The sequence below is a fragment of the Acinetobacter johnsonii CIP 64.6 genome, from assembly GCF_000368045.1.
GTDB classification, from domain to species: Bacteria; Pseudomonadota; Gammaproteobacteria; order Pseudomonadales; family Moraxellaceae; genus Acinetobacter; species Acinetobacter johnsonii.
The window spans coordinates 700,004-719,793 of the sequence record NZ_KB849236.1 but is presented as its reverse complement, the minus strand read 5'-3'; the positions used below and the strand labels follow the sequence as shown (position 1 = coordinate 719,793).

The following is a 19,790-nucleotide window of genomic DNA, read 5'->3' as shown; positions in this document are numbered from 1 at the left end:
AAGATTCATTGGAAAAATCATGAGCCAATTTGACAATGCCGCTGTTTCAGCGCATCTCTCCCATGTGCGTATTGTCATGGTCAATACCACACTCCCTGCAAACATTGGTAGCGCACTGCGCGCCATGAAAACGATGGGACTCTCAAAACTGGTTTTGGTTGCGCCAAAAACCTATCCACATCCCGATATCGATGCTTTGGCTGCGGGTGCAACTGATTTAATTGAGCAGATTGAAATCGTTGAAACCCTTGCTGATGCCATCAAAGACTGCCATTTAGTGTTTGGCACGAGTGCGCGTAGTCGTACCATTCCTTGGCCTTTGCTAGACGCACGTCCCGCAGCTGAAAAATCAATTTCAGCAGTGGTGAATGATCAGCAAGACGTTGCTGTTGTATTTGGCCGTGAAGACCGCGGACTGACCAACGAAGAACTCGCCATGGCTAACTATCATGTCACCATTCCTGTAAATACAGACTATGGTGTACTGAATGTGGCTCAAGCCATTCAAGTGATTTGTTATGAAATGCGTATGGCAACTCTTGCTGCTGTAGAAAGCGCTGAAGATGAAGCTGCAACCATGCCTGTCACAGATACTGAGTCTATGCAATGGGATGAGCCTTTGGTCACCCATGAGCAAATGGAACAGTTCTACCCGCACATTGAAAAAATGTTGGCCGAGATTGAATTTTTAGATCCCAAAAATCCACGATTACTGCCTTTACGCTTGCGTCGTCTTTTTGGACGTATACAATTAGATCGTATGGAATATCATTTACTTCGTGGTATTTTTAGTCGTGTACAAGCTTTAAATAACGGCACATGGAAAAAGTCAAATACGGATCAAACAGAGGATCAATCTAATGCTTAAACAGCTCAAAGAAGATATACAAGCTGTATTCGCGCGCGATCCTGCGGCACGAAACACTTTAGAAGTTCTAACCACATATCCAGGCATTCATGCCTTGATCATGCACCGTATGGCGCATGAGTTATGGAAAAAAGAATGTAAAGGCTCAGCACGTTTATTGTCTTCTTTTAGCCGTTTTGCAACAGGTATTGAAATTCACCCGGGTGCTAAAATTGGTCGTCGTTTTTTTATTGACCATGGCATGGGCGTCGTGATTGGTGAAACCGCTGAAATTGGCGACGATGTGACCCTATATCATGGTGTCACTTTAGGTGGAACTACATGGAATAAAGGCAAACGTCACCCGACCTTAGAAGACGGCGTGGTGGTTGGTGCTGGTGCTAAAATTTTAGGCCCTTTTACTGTCGGTAAAAATGCGAAAGTCGGCTCAAATGCAGTCGTCACCAAAGCAGTTCCAGCCGACACGACCGCAGTTGGTAACCCTGCACGCTTTATTTCTAAAGATAAACCGAAAGATGAAGCAGAAACACGTCGTCGCGATTATGCAGAAAGTATTGGTTTCCAACCTTATGCTGCAACGCAAGACCAGTCTGATCCAATTCTTGAAGGTATGCGTGTTCTACTTGACCGCATTCAGCTGAATGAGAAACGGATGAACACTCTATGCCAACGTTTGTCTTTGCTTGATCCAACTTTTAAAAAGCAACAACAAAATGAACAACCCTTTAGTGCTGAAGAATTGAAAATTTTGGAAGATGTACGCCGCGAATGTGAAGCTCAAAGCCTGCCATCCAACGACTAAACATGAAAAGTGTTAGTTTTTGAAAACCTGCCTATAGCAAACCTTGCATGTTCATCAGAGTTTTTTTAGACTGACGAACATGCCTTTTATACCACTTCTTAAAATAATGAATGGATGAACCTTATGATGCTTAAACCCTTAGCGGTTGCTGTTCTTGCTGTCTCGTTTTTAACAGCGTGTAGCTCAAACCCAACGAAGAACAATAGCGATACCATCGTTTTTACAGAGCCTGAATTAACTGCACCATTTTATGCACTCAATCCATTTAATTATGATGCGCCACCTCCATTTGAAATTAACTTAAAAAAAGCAGCGGCTCAGCCTGTAACTAAAATGGAAGTGACTCGCTCTGACGATCCATCTAAAAAAATGGTTTTAGACACCAATAAACTGATTATTCCAACCGTAAACAGCAAAGACCGTCAGTTGAAGTTTGCCGTACTGGCAGGTGACAATGAAGTCGACATTACTGAAATTGATGACTTCTTACAGTTGGTTGAAGGCAAAGCCCGTCACTACCCACCGCGCTTTACGGAACGCCAAGAACGTAAAGGTTTTGAGTTAAAACTAAAAGAAGTGACACAACAGCTTGATACGTTAGCATCGAAAGACAATGCTTCATTTGATGTACTGGTTCGTGCGTTCAAAGCTAGCGTTATGGCACGTAATTTAGACCTTGGTTCAGTCTATACCACCAAGTCTTTAGCTTATGCACAGCGTATTTTAAAAATTAACCAAGAAGACCCTGAAGCAAACTTCTGGTTCGGTTTTGCTTTGTCTGAAGGTGGTGGTCAACGCGAAGCAATGCCATACCTCGATAAAGCAATGAAAGCTGGTGTTCAAGAAGCCTATTTAGCGACCGCAAATAACTACATCGCGATGGAACAAAAGAAAAATGCGGTGCAAACCTTGAAAAACTACAAGCTGAAATATCCACAAGAAGCCGAAGTTGCGGATCGCTTGATTAATGAAATTGAAAAACAAGGTCGTTGGAATGTTTGGCAAGTTCTAAATACTGCAAAATAATCCCATCATTTATGATGCATCTAAAAATAGACAGAATTTTCGGTCTATTTTTATTTTAGGCGAATTGATAAATCCGAGAATTATCGTATGATTTAAAAAATTCAAAAGAATAAACGGTAGTCGACGCTTTTTATGCCTAAATACATCCGTAGCACCTTGATGATGACCACTCTCGTTTCGCTTTTGAGTGGTTGCCAAGTGGTCAGTGTGAAAAATCAATCACTGAACGTCACGATTACCAATGAGCGTGAGAGTATTTTAACGCGGGATAAGCTCAGTGAAGCGAGTCTAAACGTGCTGTCTATGACAGGCCGAGAAGCAAAAATCTGTTCAGAGCAACCTGAAGAATGTGTCAGCGAACTCAAACAAATTCCACAAATTCAAGATGAACAGCTCCTCTCTACTGCCAGCGAACTCTATCTCGCTAAAGCACTTTCCTTAGAAAAATCATCAGCCTGTAAAGTGAGTATTTTAGCCAAGACCCAGTCTGAAGAAAAACAGGCGCTGCAAAAACAAAACTACCAAAACTGCCTAGATCAACAACTTGGTATGCTGGATAAAAGCATTCGCTATAGTTATGCCTACATGTTTAACACCAAACGTGGCCCCCAAGACCGTATTTTTGATAACCGACAAGTCCAACTGCGTGACTTTTATAACCAAGCTATCGCTAAACTTGTAAATAGTTATCGCTTACGCCATGGGCCATCTGAAGTCGGCAATCAAATAAAAGTGGGGCAAAGTATTTACCGCATAAATTATGACAACTACCCACTTTTAAAAAACCGTCAAGTTGAACAACTGATGTCAACTTACAATATGAACTTTTCAGGCCTACGCTCTATCACACGTCGCGATGGTTTTGGTTCAGAGTTTCTGATTGTCCTCCCACCCGAGCACAACGACACCTCCCCCGAAAAAGCCAAATATATTGTCGATCCACTGCATTATCAGTACACCAATGGTCGTAATCCTAACATTCACAATGCCCGTTATTTAGCAGCGACTATTACCGCACAACCACGCTCTGCATCCAATATCGATGAGATCTTAAACAACCCTGAGTTTGAAATCTCAGCTTATGATCCCTATAAGTTTGAATCTGCGAAAATTGCAGGCAAAAGTTACCCTCTTGCTGCAAACTTTTCTGCGCCTTATGGCTTATGGTTGGCACAAAACAATTTAGGTAAAGCCGCGTATTTATCACTGATTGATCGTGATGCACGCCTCACTATGCCGCACCTATACATGCTTGAGCCGTACAACCCAAATAAAAAAGTGGTGGTGCTCGTTCACGGACTAGCCAGTAGTCCAGAGGCATGGATTCGTTTGACGAATGATGTCATGGGCGATCCCGTGCTACGTGAACACTATCAAGTCTGGCAAGTGTTCTACTCGACCAATATGCCAATTTTGGAAAGTCGTTTCCAAATCTATGCAATCATTCAACAAAGTTTTAATTTGGTCGATAGCAAAGCGCCTGCCAAAAAGGATGCCGTGCTAGTGGGTCATAGTATGGGCGGTATTATTGCGCGGCTTTTGGTAAGCGATGCTGACTTAACCCCTGCGGCAATGAAACTGCTACCCAATCGACGTGTGCAACAATTTAAAAATGATCCTCTGTTTAAATCGCGCCTCGACATTCAACCGATTCCAAATTTCAGTCGGGCCATTTTCTTAGCAGCGCCACATCGTGGGACAGAGTTTGCTGACCGCTGGTTTACCCTCGCGGCGCGTAAAGTCATTCGTCTACCAGGTGCATTTTTGGGGGCACTGACCGATGTTATACAAAGTAGTGACCCTGACCTACAAGAATTTATTAAAGATGTAGATAATGGACTCATACAAAATGGGCCAAGTGATCTCAGCAAGAACTCTAACTTCACTCGGTTAACTAAAAACGTCGTTCCATACAAAGGCATGAAATTCCACAGCATCATGGGGAATGCGACCAAAAGTGATGACATCAATATCATTACAGACGATGTCGTGCCTTATACGAGTGCCCATCTAGATGGTGCATTGTCTGAGAAGATTATTAAAGGGGGACATTCTATTCAAGAAACGCCTGAAGCCGTTCTGGAGTTACGTCGTATCCTGCGGTTGCACCTGACTGAACTCGGTATGTATAAGCCTTAAATCTTTAAAAGCCTAAACAGATGTTTAGGCTTTTTTATTTTTGCTTAACGCCTAACGCCTACAGCAATAATCACTTGGCTGTTTAACAACTGTTCGCTTTATAGATGATTTATTGTTTAGTCGTTTTCAATTTTGCTAAGATAATGCCATTCATACAATAGCTGTTCATAGCGCATAAATACATACGGTAAGCGGTGTCGCTCGTTCTATTTTTATATTGTGTATTTTCAAAGATTTAAGGATTTCACCTACATGAGCAATTCGGGAATCATAACTGATTTGTCCACCCTCACCCCTATGATGCAACAGTACATGGGCGTCAAAATGCAACATCCGCACTCTTTGATGTTCTATCGTATGGGTGACTTCTACGAGCTATTTTTTGAAGATGCACATAAGGCCGCTAAACTTCTCGGAATTACCCTGACCCATCGTGGCAAAGCCAATGGTCAACCCATCCCTATGGCAGGTGTTCCTTACCATGCAGCTGAAGGCTACCTTGCTCGCTTGGTGAAAAAAGGCGAAACCGTCGTTATTTGCGAGCAAATTGGTGAAGTTACAGGTAAGGCCCCTGTTGAACGTGGCGTTGTCCGGATTATTACCCCAGGTACACTGACTGACGATGCTTTACTGACGGCACATCAAAGTTCAAACCTTGTCGCGCTTTGCGTACAACAGAATGAAATTGGTATTGCGCTGTTAGATTTGAGTGCAGGTTTATTTAAAGTTCAGCAACAAGATTTTCAGCTTGAGCAACTCGGCATTGAACTGTCTCGCCTCATGCCAAGTGAAATTTTGGTCGATGAAAATATTGTCGACCCCAATATCATTGAACACATTAAAAAACTGCTCGACTGTCCTGTAACACGCCGTCCAAATGTCGACTTTAACCTAAACAACGCACAAAAAACCTTATGTGATCAGTTTGCTGTATCGACTTTAGCCGGTTTCGGTATTGACCATTTGCCACTTGCCAAAGCAGCAGCAGCATCCCTGATTCATTATGCCAAAGAAACGCAAAAAACAGCCTTACCGCATATTCGCTCTATTCAGCTTGAACAAAGCAGTGATTTCATTGCGCTTGACCCTGTGACACGTAGAAACTTAGAGCTAGTTGAGCCTCTGTTTGAACACGGCACATCATTATTCCAACTCATCAATGACTGTCAAACGGCAATGGGTGGACGTTTACTTAGCCGTACGCTAATGCAGCCTTTACGTGATACCAAACTCTTAGACGCACGTTTAGATGCCACCAAGAGTCTTGTGGATGGTTACCATGAATCACCAGTCCGTTTAGTATTAAAAGAGATTGGAGACATCGAACGTGTCCTCAGTCGGGTGGCTTTAGATAGCGCCCGTCCGCGTGACTTAGTGCAACTGCGCCAAGCCTGTGCGCAAGTCCCTTATTTACGTCATGCCATTCAACCCGTGATCCAAAGCAAACAGTCCGCACTCATTACCCAATTGAATGAGGAGTTGGGTGATTTCCATGGCTTACATCAACGTTTAATGTCTGCCATCGTTGAACATCCGCCTGTGCTTTTACGAGATGGAAATGTGATAGCGGAAGGTTTTGATCATGAACTCGATGAACTCCGTAAAATCCGTGATCATGCAGGACAGTACTTGATCGACCTTGAAATTCAAGAACGTCAAAATACTGGAATTTCGACCTTAAAAATTGGTTATAACCGTGTCAGTGGGTACTACATTGAACTGACCCGTGCGCAAGCCGAGCAAGCGCCTGATCACTACATTCGACGTCAAACCTTGAAAAATGCTGAGCGTTATATCACCCCTGAGCTGAAAACCTTTGAAGACAAGGTGCTTTCAAGTGAATCCCGTGCATTAGCTCGCGAAAAAATGCTGTTCGAAATGCTTTTAGATGAACTCCGCGCCGACATTGGTCATTTACAAATGATGAGCAGCGCTATTGCGCAGATCGACCTCTTAGCTAACTTTGCACATCAGGCTCGCTTACGCAATTGGTCACGTCCTGAGTATAGTCCAGAAATTGGGGTTAAAATTATTGCGGGACGTCATCCAGTGGTTGAGGCTTTGAACAAAGCCTCATTTACACCGAATGACACGACACTTGATTTTAACCACCGTATGGCCATTATTACGGGTCCTAACATGGGGGGTAAATCAACCTTTATGCGTCAAACGGCTTTAATTAGCCTATTGGCCTATTGTGGCTCATATGTACCAGCTCAATCGGCAGTATTAGGCCCTATTGATCGAATCTTTACCCGTATTGGTTCTGCAGATGACCTATCTACAGGCAAATCGACCTTTATGGTGGAAATGACCGAGACCTCGCAAATCCTACATCATGCAACCAATCAGTCACTGGTTTTGATGGATGAAGTTGGTCGTGGCACCAGTACCTATGATGGTTTATCTTTGGCATGGGCTTGTGTACTCGACTTAACCAAACGCATTAAATGCTTATGTTTATTTGCCACACACTACTTTGAACTGACCGAACTGGCCAAAGAAACTGCTATTGATAACTACCATGTCACTGCAAAAGAGCTCAACGGCAACCTCATTTTGTTACATAAAGTCCAACATGGGCCAGCGAGCCAAAGTCACGGCTTACAAGTAGCAAAATTAGCAGGTATTCCTGCCAGTGTGATCAAAGAAGCACAAAATCGTCTGAAAATTTTAGAGAAGCAACAACTGCAAAAACCTAAAGTCGTTCAAAATGATTTGTTTGCTGCAATAGAAACGCCTGAACTTGAAATCATTGAACGTGTAGTCGAAATTGAGAAACCTTCTGCCGCACTTGAACTACTCAAAAGCATTGATGTTGATAACTTAAGCCCACGTGAAGCTTTACAGCAGCTTTATGCATTAAAAGATCAGTTACATTCATAGTAGTTTTCTATTTTTGTAACCCATCTAGACCGTCAAAATGACGGTCTTTTTTATTTTCAAAAGCAGTTTTCAGCAGAATGTTCAGTTTTTATCAAATTTAACAGCCGTGCATATAACAAATATCAATAAAAGCAATTGTTAGTTGGTGCTGTTTTTGCCTAAAATACACATTAGTTATTAGAACCATATTTTTAGGTAGCCTTCGCCATGACCTTTGTTGTCACTGAAAATTGTATTAAATGTAAATATCAAGACTGCGTAGAAGTTTGCCCAGTGGACTGTTTCTATGAAGGTCCAAACTTTCTAGTGATCAATCCGGATGAATGTATCGATTGCGCACTGTGTGAACCTGAATGTCCAGCAAATGCAATTTTCTCTGAAGATGAACTGCCAGAAGGTCAAGAAGTATTTATTGAACTAAATGCTGAGTTATCACAAACTTGGCCGAACATCACCCAGATTGGCGACCAACCTGCTGACCGTGAAGAATGGAACGGTAAAGCAGATAAGTTACAATACTTAGAAAAGTAAGCCAGAAAAAGATCAGCATAAGCTGATCTTTTTTTATACCTAAAACACACATTTGATTGCAATATTTCCAATTTTTCCTCACAAATTTGGATTAAAATAATAGGCGTATTTTTTAAATATTTGATTTCTATAATGAAGAAATTTTTAAAGGGATTATTTGCGGTTAGCATAATCCCCTTGGTGATGATTGGCTGTACGACTTCATCTCACAAAGGCAAGACCATCACGACTCCTGATGGAAAACGTATTTTTATCCCGCAAGAGAAAATTAGTTTTGACCGCCCTGCTCCACCTAAAATTATTCCTTATACCTACAATGCTTGGATGTCTGTCGGTGACACGCTAGCACGCGTACGTGAGTATGAAGTTTTTCTTGAACGTAATGGTGTGGGAAATATCATCCCAAGCTTTGAACTGCTCAGAACAGCACGTGACTGGCAAAAATGTGGTCGTTCACAATACATGATCCCAAACCGTGAACTTTGGAAAAACCAAATTGCGACCTTAAAAGTATTTAAATATTTAGTTGCAGCCAAAGTACTGACCGATTTTGAAGTTACTTCAGTTTATCGTGATTTGCCTTTAAACCAATGTGCTGGCGGTGCAAATTCATCACGCCACTTATTCAATTCTGCCATTGATTTTCGAATTGGGTCTGAAAACCCACAGCCCGAAGATTATGCTTATATTGAAAATACAAAATATCGTCTATGCCAATTTTGGAGCCAACATGGTCAGAGCTTGAACATGGGCTTAGGTTTATATGCTTCTGGTCAGATTCACATTGATACCCAAGGATATCGTACATGGGGCCCAGACCTCAGTCGCAATTCTTCGATGTGTAGTTATTAGTTTTTAAAAATTAAAAGGGGTCAATATGACCTCTTTTTTTTGAGCATTGATTTCAACAAATATGGTCGGAAAAATTGCACTCTGAAAATAAAAGTTTAAAATGCTCCACATCGCAACCAAGGTGAACATGCTATGCAACAAATGTGGACAGAGATTGATAACTATATCGATGCACATTTAATTCCTGAAGACCCCATTTTACTGCAAACTTTAGAAAATACAGAGAAGCATGGTTTTCCAGATCACTTAGCTGTTGCACCGAACCAAGGCATGCTTTTACAAATGCTGATTCAAATGAATCAATGCAAACGTGTACTTGAGCTCGGCACTTTTGCTGCCTATAGCACCATGTGGTTAGCGCGCGCCTTACCTGAAGATGGTTATATTTTAACGATTGAAGGTCGTGATACGCATGCCGCGATGGGCCAAGAAAATATCGACAAAGCTCAGCTCAAACAAACCATTGAACTCAAATGTGGACGTGCAGCAGATATCCTTAAATCACTGCCTGCAGACATTGAACCTTTCGACTTTATTTTTATTGATGCCGATAAACAAAGCTACCCAGAGTATTTGGAATTAAGCCTGAACCTATCTCATTCAGGTACTTTGATTTTCCTCGATAACGTGATTCGTGCAGGCGATATTATCAATCCTGAAAATCATAAACCAAGTATTGAAGGGATTCGAAATATGTTCAAAGCGATGCAAAACCATCCGAAAATTTTGTCGTGCACCGCACTTCAAACTGTTGGTAGCAAAGGACATGATGGATTTGCCTTAGCTATTGTAAAATAAGCTAAAACTTAGATTAAAAAACAATCGATTAATTTAAGCTTATATAAATTATAAACTTACATTTACTGTCCATATAGTTATCCACAATTAATGCGGATAACTATGGATAAAACAGTTCCAATTTAGATAAATCACTCTAAATTAACGGGCAACCAGTAAAGGAACTTTGGCATTCCTAAAAATGGTGGTTGCAATACTGCCCAAGAAGAACTGATGAATTTTACTGTGGCTGAACGCACCGAGCACAATCAGTTGTATGCCATGCTCATTTTGGTATTCCAGAATATTTTCAGCCACGTCGCCATAACGATATTCTGTAATCACATCCAAATTTGCATCTTTCAGATACTGTTCAGGCTCTCTTAAAATTTCAGGGTGGTCACCGACATAGACCAAATGGCATTGTAAGAGGCGCAGTAAATCACTTTGCGCAATCCGCTTCATCATCTTCACACACGTCGGTGAATACTCGTAGGCAAAGATAAAGCGCGTAGGTGGCTTAAAACTATCGCCTACCGTCATGACGGTACAGTTTGCGCCACGGATAAAGTTTTCAACATTACTGCCCAATGGTTTATTGCGTTCAGCTGATTTCTCACCCACACGGCCAATCACCACAATGTCATCTTCATGCAATAAGTTAAAACTTTGCTCTAGAAAGTCACCCTTTTCTTGAATATGCGTTGTATGTAGGCCATGCGTTTCAAGAATGAGTTTAGAAATATGATCGAGTAGATTATTGCTATAACTGAGCGCAAGTTCACTTTGTTTTTGCTCTAATTCAGCCAGCTCTTTGAGCAACATTGCATTGCTTTCAAATCCAATTACCCCACTAATTTCACCTAAGTGATAACTTGCAGGATAATAATCCAAAACTTGTAAAAGGACCAATTCCCGCCCCGTCTGCTTTGCAATCCACGCCGCAGCTTCTGCTAGGGCATTAATACAAGGGGAGGAATCAATACATGCAATGACTCGTTTCATTATCGCCTCTCATTACACCGCATTTGGTATAAGGTCTCATTGTTGTTCTAAACTTAGCATATCTTTTTTTTTGATGGCAGGTTTTTATGTAATTAAGTATTGATAAATGTTCAATATTCTTTGATATCTTAATCACGTAAACGAATAAAGTGAGCAGGATTGCCAGCAACAATCGATTGCTCGGCGATATCTTTGGTTACCATACTATTCATCCCCACCACAGCATGTGCACCAATTTTCACCCCATCTTTCACGCCCACATGTGCACCCAACCAAACATCCCGACCAATTTCTATCCCTTGTGAACGCACAGGTTGCTGATAAATCGGATCACTGAGTGCCATGCCATGATCAAAGGCATACAAGTGACAATAGGCCGCAATACGCACTTGATCATGTAACTTAATCCCCACACGTCCACCATCTAAAATACAATGATGGTTAATCGCAACTTCACTGCCGATCTCTAAAGGCCCATGCAAAGTACAATCGGCAGCAATAAAGGTGTTGTCCCCAATGACAATTTTACGACCAGGCTCTGCAAATATGTGTGCCAATGGAGAAATAAAACAGTTTTGACCAATTTCAACGGTTTCCATTTCCATTAAATAAGCTTGGTATTCTTGCTGCCATGCTTCAGCCCACACACGGTTTTTAGGCTTGAGCGACCAATACAACCAAGGCATATAGTTTAAGCGATGCTTATGCTGCTCACGATATTTTAATAAGGGATCAGTCATGATGGTTATCCACAATTTTTAACGCTTCACGCCCACGGGTTACGTCTTGTATTTTAAGCCTGAGCGCTTCAATCTGATGCACTTGTAATAATGCCTCCACAAGCACGCCATCCGCAGTATATTGCTCATTAAACTCAATCTGCTGGCTATTCAGCTCATACTGGAAAATCGCCCATTCATTAAATTGGCAGGCAAAATGCACTTTTTTCTTTTCAATCAGTTCAATTTTTTCAGCCAACAGTAAACACTGTCCTGCTGTTCCACCATAAGCACGTACCAGCCCGCCTGTGCCTAACTTGACGCCACCATACCAACGATTGACCAAAACCAAAATATTGGTTAGTTCATTGCCTTCAATGGTCGCTAAAATAGGACGACCTGCAGTACCTGAGGGTTCACCGTCATCATTAAAACGAACATTGTGGCCAATTTTCCATGCCCAGCACTGATGCGTGGTGCTGATATCTTTATATTGCTCTAGAAAATCTTTAACAGCTTGTTCATTTTCTACAGGCACAGCAAAAGCTTGAAAACGACTTTTTTTAATGACTTCTTCATAGCTCACTAAACTAGAGATGGTAAATGGCATAGCGTAATTTTTAAAAATTTCACAAAAAATTATAACGTATTTTCAATCAGCTATCGTATGAAAATAGCTTTTCGCTTTAAGCCCACACAAAATAAAGAGATATGCATACTATGTATGCATGCTAAAAAAAGCGATTTCAAAAGGATGGCAGAGCGCGCAGTTTGAATATAAAGGGATGCCCTATTCTTAATTCAATGCACAGCGATGGATTAAAAATATGAGAGGGAAATCTGCGCCAATTATTTTCATTGACGCAGAAAAATCTTATACAGTGAAATCATCACCAAGGTAAACTTGACGCACGGTTTCATTGGCTAAGATTTCATCTGGAGAGCCTTCAGCAATCACCGCACCCTCACTCACGATATAAGCACGTTCACAAATCGCCAAAGTCTCACGAACGTTATGATCCGTAATAAGAACGCCAATACCACGGTCTTTTAGAGTACGAATAATATCTTTAATGTCACCCACTGAAATTGGGTCAACCCCAGCAAAAGGCTCATCGAGTAACATAAATTTTGGATCGGCTGCCAGTGCACGTGCAATTTCAGCACGACGACGTTCACCACCTGACACACTCATACCCAATGAATCTTTAATATGGCTAATTTTGAAATCGGCCAGCAATTCATGCAGACGCTGTTTACGTTGTTCTTTATTTAGATCTTTGCGCGTTTCCAAAATAGACATAATATTTTCAGAAATAGTGAGTTTTCTAAAAATTGATGCTTCTTGAGGTAAGTAACCAATGCCTTTACGCGCACGTTCATGCATGGCCAAATCAGACATGTCTAGGTCATCAAGATGAATTTCACCTTTGTCCATACGCACCAGTCCAACCACCATATAGAAACTGGTGGTTTTCCCAGCACCATTAGGGCCCAGTAAACCTACGATTTGTCCGCTTTGCATGCTAAAAGATACATCTTTCACTACCCAACGCTTACTGTAGTTTTTCGCGAGATGCTTAATACATAGGGTTTGTGGCTGATTGAGAGTTTGCTCCATTAGTCACGCGCTCCTGGGAAGGATTGAGAACCTGAAGGTGGGATCACAATCTGAACACGACCACTCGACGAACCACTGTTATTTGGTGTACCAATCGCTTCGATATCACCTTTATTCATACTATAACGCAATGTATTACCGCGAATACTGGCACCATCTTGTTCTAGAAGTGCACTGCCCGATAAGGTAATAATGCCTGTTTCTGCATTATAAATAATTTTTTGCGCCTGACCTTTGGCAATACCTTTGTTGGTACTAACTTGTTGTTGGAAACGTGCAGGCTTACCATTGGCCGTAATGGTGCTAATTTGACGGGTTTGATTTAAATTGGCAACAATCGAATCCGCTTGTAGTTTCATCGTACCCTGTTCAATGATGACATTGCCTGTGTACGTCGTAACACCCGTTTTTTCATTAAATGTTGCTCGATCTGCCACCAACGAAATCGCTTTACTACGGTCACTTGGCAATGCCAAAGCAAAAGTTGAAACAGCCACACCTAAACTCAGTGCAAGTGTTTGCTTGAGGAAAGTTTTCGAAATAGAAAATTTTGGATTATGGTTCATACTTCCCTCGAATATGGAAAAAGTCATATTGACCCGTATTTAAATTCGCTTTTAAGCCCTGACTAACAAATTCGGCTTGTGGTGTCGTAACAACCACTTGATGCTGAGATTCAAGTTCACGCGTCTGTGGAAACGCAGTCAATTCTGCGGTCTCAAACTGCATCTGACCTTGATCCAACATTTTCTTTGCAACCACTTGGTTTGTCAGAACGACTTTTTCGTTGTCGTTGATGCCATTGGCTTGCTTGGCATAGAAAGTCGCATCCACTTTTCCATCTTTATACATCTCAGCATTTAAGTTTTCTAACTTAGAGGTCTTCTTTTGCATGTCCTGCTCAAGACGATCTACTTTTGCGCGGACGTATAAATTACCCTGCTCATCTGTTTGAGTCAGTTGGATCTGTTCAGCAGAATAGGTCATGCTTTGCGCACCATCGACCTCGAGCTTTTGCCCTTTTCCGCTGTAATAGTAATAACCACTACTGATAGCCGCAATGGCTACAGCAGTGATATATAAAACTTTAGTATCCATAAATGTTAACTAAACTCTCATGCATGCATACAGATTAATGCGGGACTGCGGTGTACTTTTCAAGTAAAGTTTCGTATACACCTTTGGCTTGTAAAATCATATCGCAGATTTCACGTACCGCGCCACGTCCACCCATCGCTTGAGTTACCAAATCGGCACGACGACGTACTTCTAAATGACCATTTGGCACGGTCACTTTCATGCCTGCAATGGCAAATGCAGATAGGTCAGGCCAGTCATCACCCATGTATAAACAATCTTCGGCTGAAATACCAAATTTTGCACAAGCCTCACGCAGTGCAACACCTTTGTCTTCACGGCCTTGATAAACAAGGTCTACGCCCAAATCAGACATCCGTTTTTCTACGATCTGACTTTTACGCCCTGTGATAATAATCACTTTCACACCAGCTTGCTGAACCAGTTTCATGCCTAAGCCATCACGGATATCGAAAGATTTGATTTCGTCTCCAGAATTGGTCAAAGTCACAAAACCATCACTTAAAATACCATCAACATCCAAAACTAGAGCTTCTACATAACGCGCTTGTTCTAACAAAATATAAGAAGCCATTTTTTAATTTACCCCAGCTTGAATCAGGTCATGCATACTCAAAACACCAATGACTTTATTGCTCTCATCAACAACGACAAATTGGTTAATTTTCTTTTCATTCATTCGCTCTAATGCTTCAACAGCACGTGCTTCAGGTGAAATCGTCAGCGGGCTCTTAATCATCACATCAGACACCGCCAAATTCACATCAAATCCTTGCTGTTTATCAATCAAACGGCGTAAATCACCATCAGTAAAAATTCCTAATAGACAGTCATTTTCATCCACAATTGTGGTTAAACCTAGGCGTTTGTTAGAGATTTCGTACAGAACTTTGTTCATTGCTGTATCTGGAGACACTTTCGGTAGTTCGTCTCCAGTGTGCATTAAATGCTTCACATGTAATAACAAGCGTTTACCCAAAGCACCCGCAGGATGCGAGCGTGCAAAGTCATCGGAAGTAAACCCGCGTGCATCTAATAGTGCAACAGCCAATGCATCACCCAAAGCTAAAGTCGCCGTTGTACTCGATGTTGGTGCTAGCCCCAATGGACAAGCTTCTTGAATATTGCCCAATGTCAGTGCCACATCAGCATTTTGTGGCATCGGCCCACGCTCATCACCACTGATGGTAATTAAAGGCACACCCAAATATTTGATCAAAGGCATCAGCATCATGATTTCATCACTCTTGCCCGAGTTTGAAATCGCAATCAGCACATCACCTGCAACCAACATCCCCAAATCACCATGCCCCGCTTCACCTGGGTGCATAAAGAATGATGGCGTACCTGTAGAGGCAAATGTAGCTGCCATTTTTCGGCCAATATGCCCTGATTTACCCATGCCAGTAATGACTAAGCGACCTTTGCACTTTAAGATAATTTCACAAGCACGGCTAAAACGATCATCGATTTGCTTAGCAAGTACCGAGAGTGCCTGACGCTCTATCTCTAGTGTTTCTAAAGCAACTTTTTGGAAATCAATGGGATTTGACATATTTTCAGAATTCAACGTTGTTTTACCTGAACCGTGTGACGAAATGAAACGTCAGCACATAAAAAATAATTTTCGCAATTTTATCATATCTCTGTAGACAACTATCGTGGAAATCTTTGGATTTTCACAACATATCTACAAATGTGTTTTGCTGATGATGGAAGACCTTTGTTTCAAGTGCATATAGCTCGCTCCCTTTTTATTATTTTTTCTTTCGACCACGTATGACTGCACATCTTTCACGCTGAGAGGCTCTTATTAATTTCTTAACTTAAGTGAAATAAAAAGTAGCCACCACAAAGCTAAACAATGTCGCTAATTCAATTATTTCAATACTGGCACCAATGGTATCTCCCGTCACACCACCAATACGCTGTATAAATTTATACCGCAAATACCATAATACCAGATAAAAAGTGGCAATCACCACAACACCAATCCATGTCCAATACAAAGCCACCAAAGGTATCAGCAGTAAAAGTGCCATTGCAATTGGTCGTGCTAAATATTGGCCCAACTGGCTGCCGAGTCCTTTAGCACGCACATAGTCTGTGCTTAAAAAGAAAAATAGCGGCACAAGACGCCCTAAGACAGGAAATAAAATGAGTGTGCTATAACACTGCTGCTGCAATAACACATACAGTGCAGACCACTTTAATATGCATACAATGACAAGGCTGAGTACACCTATCGGCCCACAACTCGGATCTTTCATGATCTCAAGTGTGCGTGCTTTATCGCCAAAACCACCGACCCAAGCATCTGCGGTATCGGCCAAACCATCCAGATGCAAACCACCCGTCAGCCAAATCCATAGCACCAGAATCACACTGCTTAACAGCACAAGTGGCAAAGCATACAATAACAGGGTTATCCCATACAGAATGGCTCCTATGAGCAAACCCACCACAGGATAAAATAACAGTGCTTGCGCATTTTGCTGAGGCGTTGGCATTGTGCTTAAACGAACTGGAAACGTCGTTAAAAACTGCAGTGCAATCCAAAAAGGTGTCATTACACATCCTCACTTTGAATAAACTGAAGTTGTCCTTGATCGAATACAAAGCGGTTCAATTGTCCCAACTCTGCTGACATTTTTAAAAGATCGTTATCATTTTGCTTCAGCGCTTGGCATTTTAAGAGTTTAATCACTCCACCATGGGAAATAATCAACGCCCGTTGCCAGCCCTGCTTATGCATTTGCTGGGTTAACGTCTCTACAGACTCTAGAACACGGCTTTTAAATGCCAATAAGCTTTCTGCCTGAGGCGGTGTAAAACTTAACGGCGTTTGCCAAAATTGAGCCAATTCATTAGGAAATTGTTGGTAGAGTCGCTCGGTCGGCTGAGCTTCCCATTCTCCAAAATCCATTTCTTGCAAATTCGGTTCTATATACAAAGGGAGCTGTTTTTGCTCCGCCCACTGCTCTGCAAACAGACGACAGCGCTGTAATGGTGAGCTATAAATGACATCCCACGCCTGACTAACCTGCTCAGCCTGAGCAATAGTAGACTGCATTTGCGCCCAACCTTTCGCAGTCAAAGCATCATCCGTTCTTCCCCGTAGAGTATGGCTTAAGCTGGTTTCGCCGTGGCGTAGGAAATCTAAACACAACATCCTTAAACTTTCTCACCAATCACGGCTGCTTCAGCAAATGTTGCCATTTCATTATGTAAGCGACAGGCGAGTTTGATCAACCCCAGTGCAGCCCCTGCACCACTGCCCTCACCTAAACGCAAATTCAGCTTCAATAGAGGCATCGCTTTAAGTTCTTCTAACAAACGTACATGACCATATTCAGCCGACTGATGCCCAAAAAGCATCCAAGCGCGAACCTGTGGATTTAAACGTACTGCAAGCAATGCCGAAACGGTACTGATAAACCCATCTACCACCATTGGCAGCCCCAATTGTGCACAGCGAATATACGCGCCTGTCATAGCTGCAATTTCAAGCCCACCCACGGCACATAAGGCTTTAAACGGATCATTCCCGACATATTGCGCATGCAGTGAAAGTGCTTGATCAATCACCTGTTTTTTATGTATCAATTGTTCAGTACGGATACCCGTTCCAACACCTGTTAACTTTTCAGCAGGTTCAGCCAATAAAAAACAAGCCACGGCTGAGGCTGAACAGGTATTTCCAATGCCCATCTCACCCGCAACATAGATATCTGCCCCATAAGCGATGGCATCTTCCACACTTTTTTGCCCCAAAGCAAAAGCAGCTTCACATTCAGCCTCAGTCATGGCTGGAGTTTGAGCAAAGTTAGCCGTCCCCGCGCGGATGCAGTGGCGTTCAACCCCGACATATTCATAAGCTTCACCGACTGAACCACAGTCGATGACTTGTAACTTGGCTTGATACTCTTTGGCAATCACACTAATACACGCCCCACCTGTTGCGAAGTTCTGCAACATTTGACGTGTCACCGCTTGCGGGTAGGCAGAAATATTTTCTTCCATCACCCCATGATCACCTGCAAAAATCGTAATCCATGGACGATCAATCTTGGGTTTTACAGTGTTTTGCAAACTCGCTAAAGTCACTGCAACCGATTCAAGCTCCGACAACGAGCCTGTCGGTTTGGTCAACTGTGACTGGCGTGCTAGGGCTTGAGCCAATACAGACTCACTCGGACTTTGACATGCTTCTAACCACCAACTCACACTTGTTCTCCTTTTAAAATCATTGGAAATCCTGCTACGCAGAACACCACTTTTTGAGCAATTTGACCTAACTGCTGATGCAATCGTCCTGTTTCATCAACAAAACGTCGGCTGATTTGTCCCATGGGAACCACACCTAAGCCTGTTTCATTACTCACTAAAATCAGCTCGGACTGTAAATTTCCGACAACATCTAACAACTTTTGGCATTCTTGAACTTGCAAATCTGGGTCAGTATGCATCAGTAAATTACTCATCCATAAAGTCAGGCAATCGACCAAAATGGTTTGGTTTGGACGGTCTAATTTAACCAACTTCGCTGCAAGATAAATGGGTTCTTCACACAGTCCCCAATCTTCGGGTCGTTGTTGCTGATGGTGTTGAATACGCGCTTGCATCTCCCCATCCAAGGCTTGTGCAGTTGCCACATAAACCACAGGCTGCGCCAACTGTTGTGCAATCTGCTCCGCCAAGCGGCTTTTCCCCGAACGTGCACCACCTAAAATCAGTTGCATTGCGCATTCCCCAACTCAATTTGTGTACGTGAAAACAATGGCCCTTGTAGGACATGTGCCTGATAAAAGCCAAACGTGAGCTTTGAGATGTTTAAGCTAGAGTTGATAGCTTCAATTTCAGCCATACGTTCCAATACATGATCACTGCACACTGCTTCACGGTATAGACCTAATGTAATATGTGGACAATAACTCAATGCCGCGACTTCCTGCGAGGTTTGCAGCAATGTTTTTCTAATTTTATCCAACATGCCTGCGGTATCATCCACTTTTAAAAATAAGGCACTTTCAAAACTATTTAATGCACCCATCTGTAACTGAAAAGATTCTAGTTTTAAATTTTTAAGGCGTTCAAGCTGCTGATTCAGTTGCACTCGACTAAAGTCATCCGACTGTGTTGCCTGTTCTACCCAAAAACCTGCAACAAATAAAGTGATATGAAACTGCCGTTGATTTGGTTGATAAAGTAGATCTGAAAACTGCTCACGAAGCTGGGTTAAATAGCTGATCAAAACGGGATCATCCACTTCAATATACCAAAGTGCATAGCGCTCTCGTCCCAAATGCCATTCAGGATAGTCTCGAGCTTCGGTCGGTACTACAGTGCTATGGGGTTGAAGAAACACAATTTTATTCACAAATTAGGATGAATAATTTAAGCATATTTTTGTCAAAATTATGGGCTGAAACACCGAGATAATTTCACATTTAAATGAATTATTTT

At 42.1% G+C, this 19,790-nt stretch carries 21 protein-coding genes; 8 read left to right on the top strand and 13 right to left on the bottom strand.

What is annotated here, in order from left to right; all coding sequences use genetic code 11:
• Positions 1-19: 19 nt before the first annotated feature.
• The 8 genes from F986_RS14615 to F986_RS14580 all read left to right on the top strand — a co-directional run bounded on the left by F986_RS14615 (position 20) and on the right by F986_RS14580 (position 9,902).
• Positions 20-868, top strand: coding sequence for an RNA methyltransferase (locus tag F986_RS14615; RefSeq protein ID WP_004696367.1), 849 nt, complete (start codon positions 20-22; stop codon positions 866-868).
• A complete protein-coding gene (cysE, locus tag F986_RS14610) occupies positions 861-1,670 on the top strand; it encodes a serine O-acetyltransferase (RefSeq protein ID WP_004696365.1) in 810 nt (269 codons plus the stop codon). The genes F986_RS14615 and cysE overlap by 8 nt, the downstream gene beginning before the upstream one ends.
• Before the next feature lie 123 nt (positions 1,671-1,793).
• Positions 1,794-2,696 (top strand): ABUW_2363 family tetratricopeptide repeat lipoprotein, encoded by a 903-nt coding sequence (locus F986_RS14605; RefSeq protein WP_004696364.1) that lies wholly within the window; start codon positions 1,794-1,796, stop codon positions 2,694-2,696.
• Between the two features lie 132 nt (positions 2,697-2,828).
• On the top strand, positions 2,829-4,835 hold the full coding sequence (locus tag F986_RS14600) for an esterase/lipase family protein (protein ID WP_004696362.1): 2,007 nt from the start codon (positions 2,829-2,831) through the stop codon (positions 4,833-4,835).
• Between the two features lie 252 nt (positions 4,836-5,087).
• The gene (gene mutS / locus F986_RS14595; protein WP_004696360.1) at positions 5,088-7,721 is read left to right on the top strand and encodes a DNA mismatch repair protein MutS; all 2,634 of its coding nucleotides are present in this window, start codon (positions 5,088-5,090) and stop codon (positions 7,719-7,721) included.
• A gap of 207 nt (positions 7,722-7,928) precedes the next feature.
• The gene (fdxA, locus tag F986_RS14590) at positions 7,929-8,252 is read left to right on the top strand and encodes a ferredoxin FdxA (RefSeq protein WP_004696359.1); all 324 of its coding nucleotides are present in this window, start codon (positions 7,929-7,931) and stop codon (positions 8,250-8,252) included.
• A 132-nt stretch (positions 8,253-8,384) separates the two neighbouring features.
• A complete protein-coding gene (locus F986_RS14585; protein WP_004696357.1) occupies positions 8,385-9,104 on the top strand; it encodes a D-Ala-D-Ala carboxypeptidase family metallohydrolase in 720 nt (239 codons plus the stop codon).
• Between the two features lie 132 nt (positions 9,105-9,236).
• A complete protein-coding gene (locus F986_RS14580) occupies positions 9,237-9,902 on the top strand; it encodes an O-methyltransferase (protein WP_004696355.1) in 666 nt (221 codons plus the stop codon).
• 141 nt (positions 9,903-10,043) lie between these two features.
• Here F986_RS14580 and F986_RS14575 read toward each other — a convergent pair whose 3' ends face one another.
• From F986_RS14575 to F986_RS14515, 13 genes are all read right to left on the bottom strand, one after another.
• A complete protein-coding gene (locus F986_RS14575; RefSeq protein ID WP_004696353.1) occupies positions 10,044-10,886 on the bottom strand; it encodes a universal stress protein in 843 nt (280 codons plus the stop codon).
• A 128-nt stretch (positions 10,887-11,014) separates the two neighbouring features.
• On the bottom strand, positions 11,015-11,626 hold the full coding sequence (locus tag F986_RS14570) for an acyltransferase (protein WP_004696351.1): 612 nt from the start codon (positions 11,624-11,626) through the stop codon (positions 11,015-11,017).
• Positions 11,619-12,215 carry an IMPACT family protein gene (locus F986_RS14565; RefSeq protein ID WP_004696350.1) on the bottom strand — a complete coding sequence of 199 codons (597 nt, stop codon included), beginning with the start codon at positions 12,213-12,215 and terminating at the stop codon, positions 11,619-11,621. Before F986_RS14565 ends, F986_RS14570 begins: the two co-directional genes overlap by 8 nt.
• 264 nt (positions 12,216-12,479) lie before the next feature.
• A complete protein-coding gene (lptB, locus tag F986_RS14560; protein WP_004696348.1) occupies positions 12,480-13,226 on the bottom strand; it encodes an LPS export ABC transporter ATP-binding protein in 747 nt (248 codons plus the stop codon).
• A complete protein-coding gene (gene lptA, locus F986_RS14555) occupies positions 13,226-13,792 on the bottom strand; it encodes a lipopolysaccharide transport periplasmic protein LptA (protein ID WP_004696346.1) in 567 nt (188 codons plus the stop codon). The genes lptB and lptA overlap by 1 nt, the downstream gene beginning before the upstream one ends.
• Positions 13,782-14,324, bottom strand: a complete 543-nt coding sequence (gene lptC / locus F986_RS14550; protein ID WP_004696345.1) for an LPS export ABC transporter periplasmic protein LptC — start codon at positions 14,322-14,324, stop codon at positions 13,782-13,784. Before lptC ends, lptA begins: the two co-directional genes overlap by 11 nt.
• 34 nt (positions 14,325-14,358) lie before the next feature.
• Positions 14,359-14,898, bottom strand: a complete 540-nt coding sequence (locus tag F986_RS14545; RefSeq protein ID WP_004696343.1) for a KdsC family phosphatase — start codon at positions 14,896-14,898, stop codon at positions 14,359-14,361.
• Positions 14,899-14,901: 3 nt separating this feature from the next.
• Positions 14,902-15,879, bottom strand: a complete 978-nt coding sequence (locus F986_RS14540) for a KpsF/GutQ family sugar-phosphate isomerase (RefSeq protein WP_004696341.1) — start codon at positions 15,877-15,879, stop codon at positions 14,902-14,904.
• Between the two features lie 271 nt (positions 15,880-16,150).
• The gene (locus tag F986_RS14535; RefSeq protein ID WP_004696339.1) at positions 16,151-16,894 is read right to left on the bottom strand and encodes an adenosylcobinamide-GDP ribazoletransferase; all 744 of its coding nucleotides are present in this window, start codon (positions 16,892-16,894) and stop codon (positions 16,151-16,153) included.
• Positions 16,894-17,496, bottom strand: a complete 603-nt coding sequence (locus tag F986_RS14530) for a histidine phosphatase family protein (protein WP_004696337.1) — start codon at positions 17,494-17,496, stop codon at positions 16,894-16,896. The genes F986_RS14535 and F986_RS14530 overlap by 1 nt, the downstream gene beginning before the upstream one ends.
• Before the next feature lie 2 nt (positions 17,497-17,498).
• A complete protein-coding gene (cobT, locus tag F986_RS14525; protein ID WP_004696336.1) occupies positions 17,499-18,551 on the bottom strand; it encodes a nicotinate-nucleotide--dimethylbenzimidazole phosphoribosyltransferase in 1,053 nt (350 codons plus the stop codon).
• On the bottom strand, positions 18,548-19,066 hold the full coding sequence (gene cobU / locus F986_RS14520; protein ID WP_004696334.1) for a bifunctional adenosylcobinamide kinase/adenosylcobinamide-phosphate guanylyltransferase: 519 nt from the start codon (positions 19,064-19,066) through the stop codon (positions 18,548-18,550). The genes cobT and cobU overlap by 4 nt, the downstream gene beginning before the upstream one ends.
• Positions 19,057-19,704: a 2'-5' RNA ligase family protein gene (locus tag F986_RS14515; protein ID WP_004696332.1), complete on the bottom strand. Its 648-nt coding sequence runs from the start codon at positions 19,702-19,704 to the stop codon at positions 19,057-19,059. The genes cobU and F986_RS14515 overlap by 10 nt, the downstream gene beginning before the upstream one ends.
• Positions 19,705-19,790 lie beyond the last annotated feature (86 nt).

Bases quoted from the DNA above. Each gene is read 5' to 3' on its own strand.
- F986_RS14615 (WP_004696367.1), top strand. From the start codon at position 20: ATGAGCCAATTTGACAATGCCGCTGTTTCAGCGCATCTCTCCCATGTG.
- cysE (WP_004696365.1), top strand. From the start codon at position 861: ATGCTTAAACAGCTCAAAGAAGATATACAAGCTGTATTCGCGCGCGAT.
- F986_RS14605 (WP_004696364.1), top strand. From the start codon at position 1,794: ATGATGCTTAAACCCTTAGCGGTTGCTGTTCTTGCTGTCTCGTTTTTA.
- F986_RS14600 (WP_004696362.1), top strand. From the start codon at position 2,829: ATGCCTAAATACATCCGTAGCACCTTGATGATGACCACTCTCGTTTCG.
- mutS (WP_004696360.1), top strand. From the start codon at position 5,088: ATGAGCAATTCGGGAATCATAACTGATTTGTCCACCCTCACCCCTATG.
- fdxA (WP_004696359.1), top strand. From the start codon at position 7,929: ATGACCTTTGTTGTCACTGAAAATTGTATTAAATGTAAATATCAAGAC.
- F986_RS14585 (WP_004696357.1), top strand. From the start codon at position 8,385: ATGAAGAAATTTTTAAAGGGATTATTTGCGGTTAGCATAATCCCCTTG.
- F986_RS14580 (WP_004696355.1), top strand. From the start codon at position 9,237: ATGCAACAAATGTGGACAGAGATTGATAACTATATCGATGCACATTTA.
- F986_RS14575 (WP_004696353.1), bottom strand. From the start codon at position 10,886: ATGAAACGAGTCATTGCATGTATTGATTCCTCCCCTTGTATTAATGCC.
- F986_RS14570 (WP_004696351.1), bottom strand. From the start codon at position 11,626: ATGACTGATCCCTTATTAAAATATCGTGAGCAGCATAAGCATCGCTTA.
- F986_RS14565 (WP_004696350.1), bottom strand. From the start codon at position 12,215: ATGCCATTTACCATCTCTAGTTTAGTGAGCTATGAAGAAGTCATTAAA.
- lptB (WP_004696348.1), bottom strand. From the start codon at position 13,226: ATGGAGCAAACTCTCAATCAGCCACAAACCCTATGTATTAAGCATCTC.
- lptA (WP_004696346.1), bottom strand. From the start codon at position 13,792: ATGAACCATAATCCAAAATTTTCTATTTCGAAAACTTTCCTCAAGCAA.
- lptC (WP_004696345.1), bottom strand. From the start codon at position 14,324: ATGGATACTAAAGTTTTATATATCACTGCTGTAGCCATTGCGGCTATC.
- F986_RS14545 (WP_004696343.1), bottom strand. From the start codon at position 14,898: ATGGCTTCTTATATTTTGTTAGAACAAGCGCGTTATGTAGAAGCTCTA.
- F986_RS14540 (WP_004696341.1), bottom strand. From the start codon at position 15,879: ATGTCAAATCCCATTGATTTCCAAAAAGTTGCTTTAGAAACACTAGAG.
- F986_RS14535 (WP_004696339.1), bottom strand. From the start codon at position 16,894: ATGACACCTTTTTGGATTGCACTGCAGTTTTTAACGACGTTTCCAGTT.
- F986_RS14530 (WP_004696337.1), bottom strand. From the start codon at position 17,496: ATGTTGTGTTTAGATTTCCTACGCCACGGCGAAACCAGCTTAAGCCAT.
- cobU (WP_004696334.1), bottom strand. From the start codon at position 19,066: ATGCAACTGATTTTAGGTGGTGCACGTTCGGGGAAAAGCCGCTTGGCG.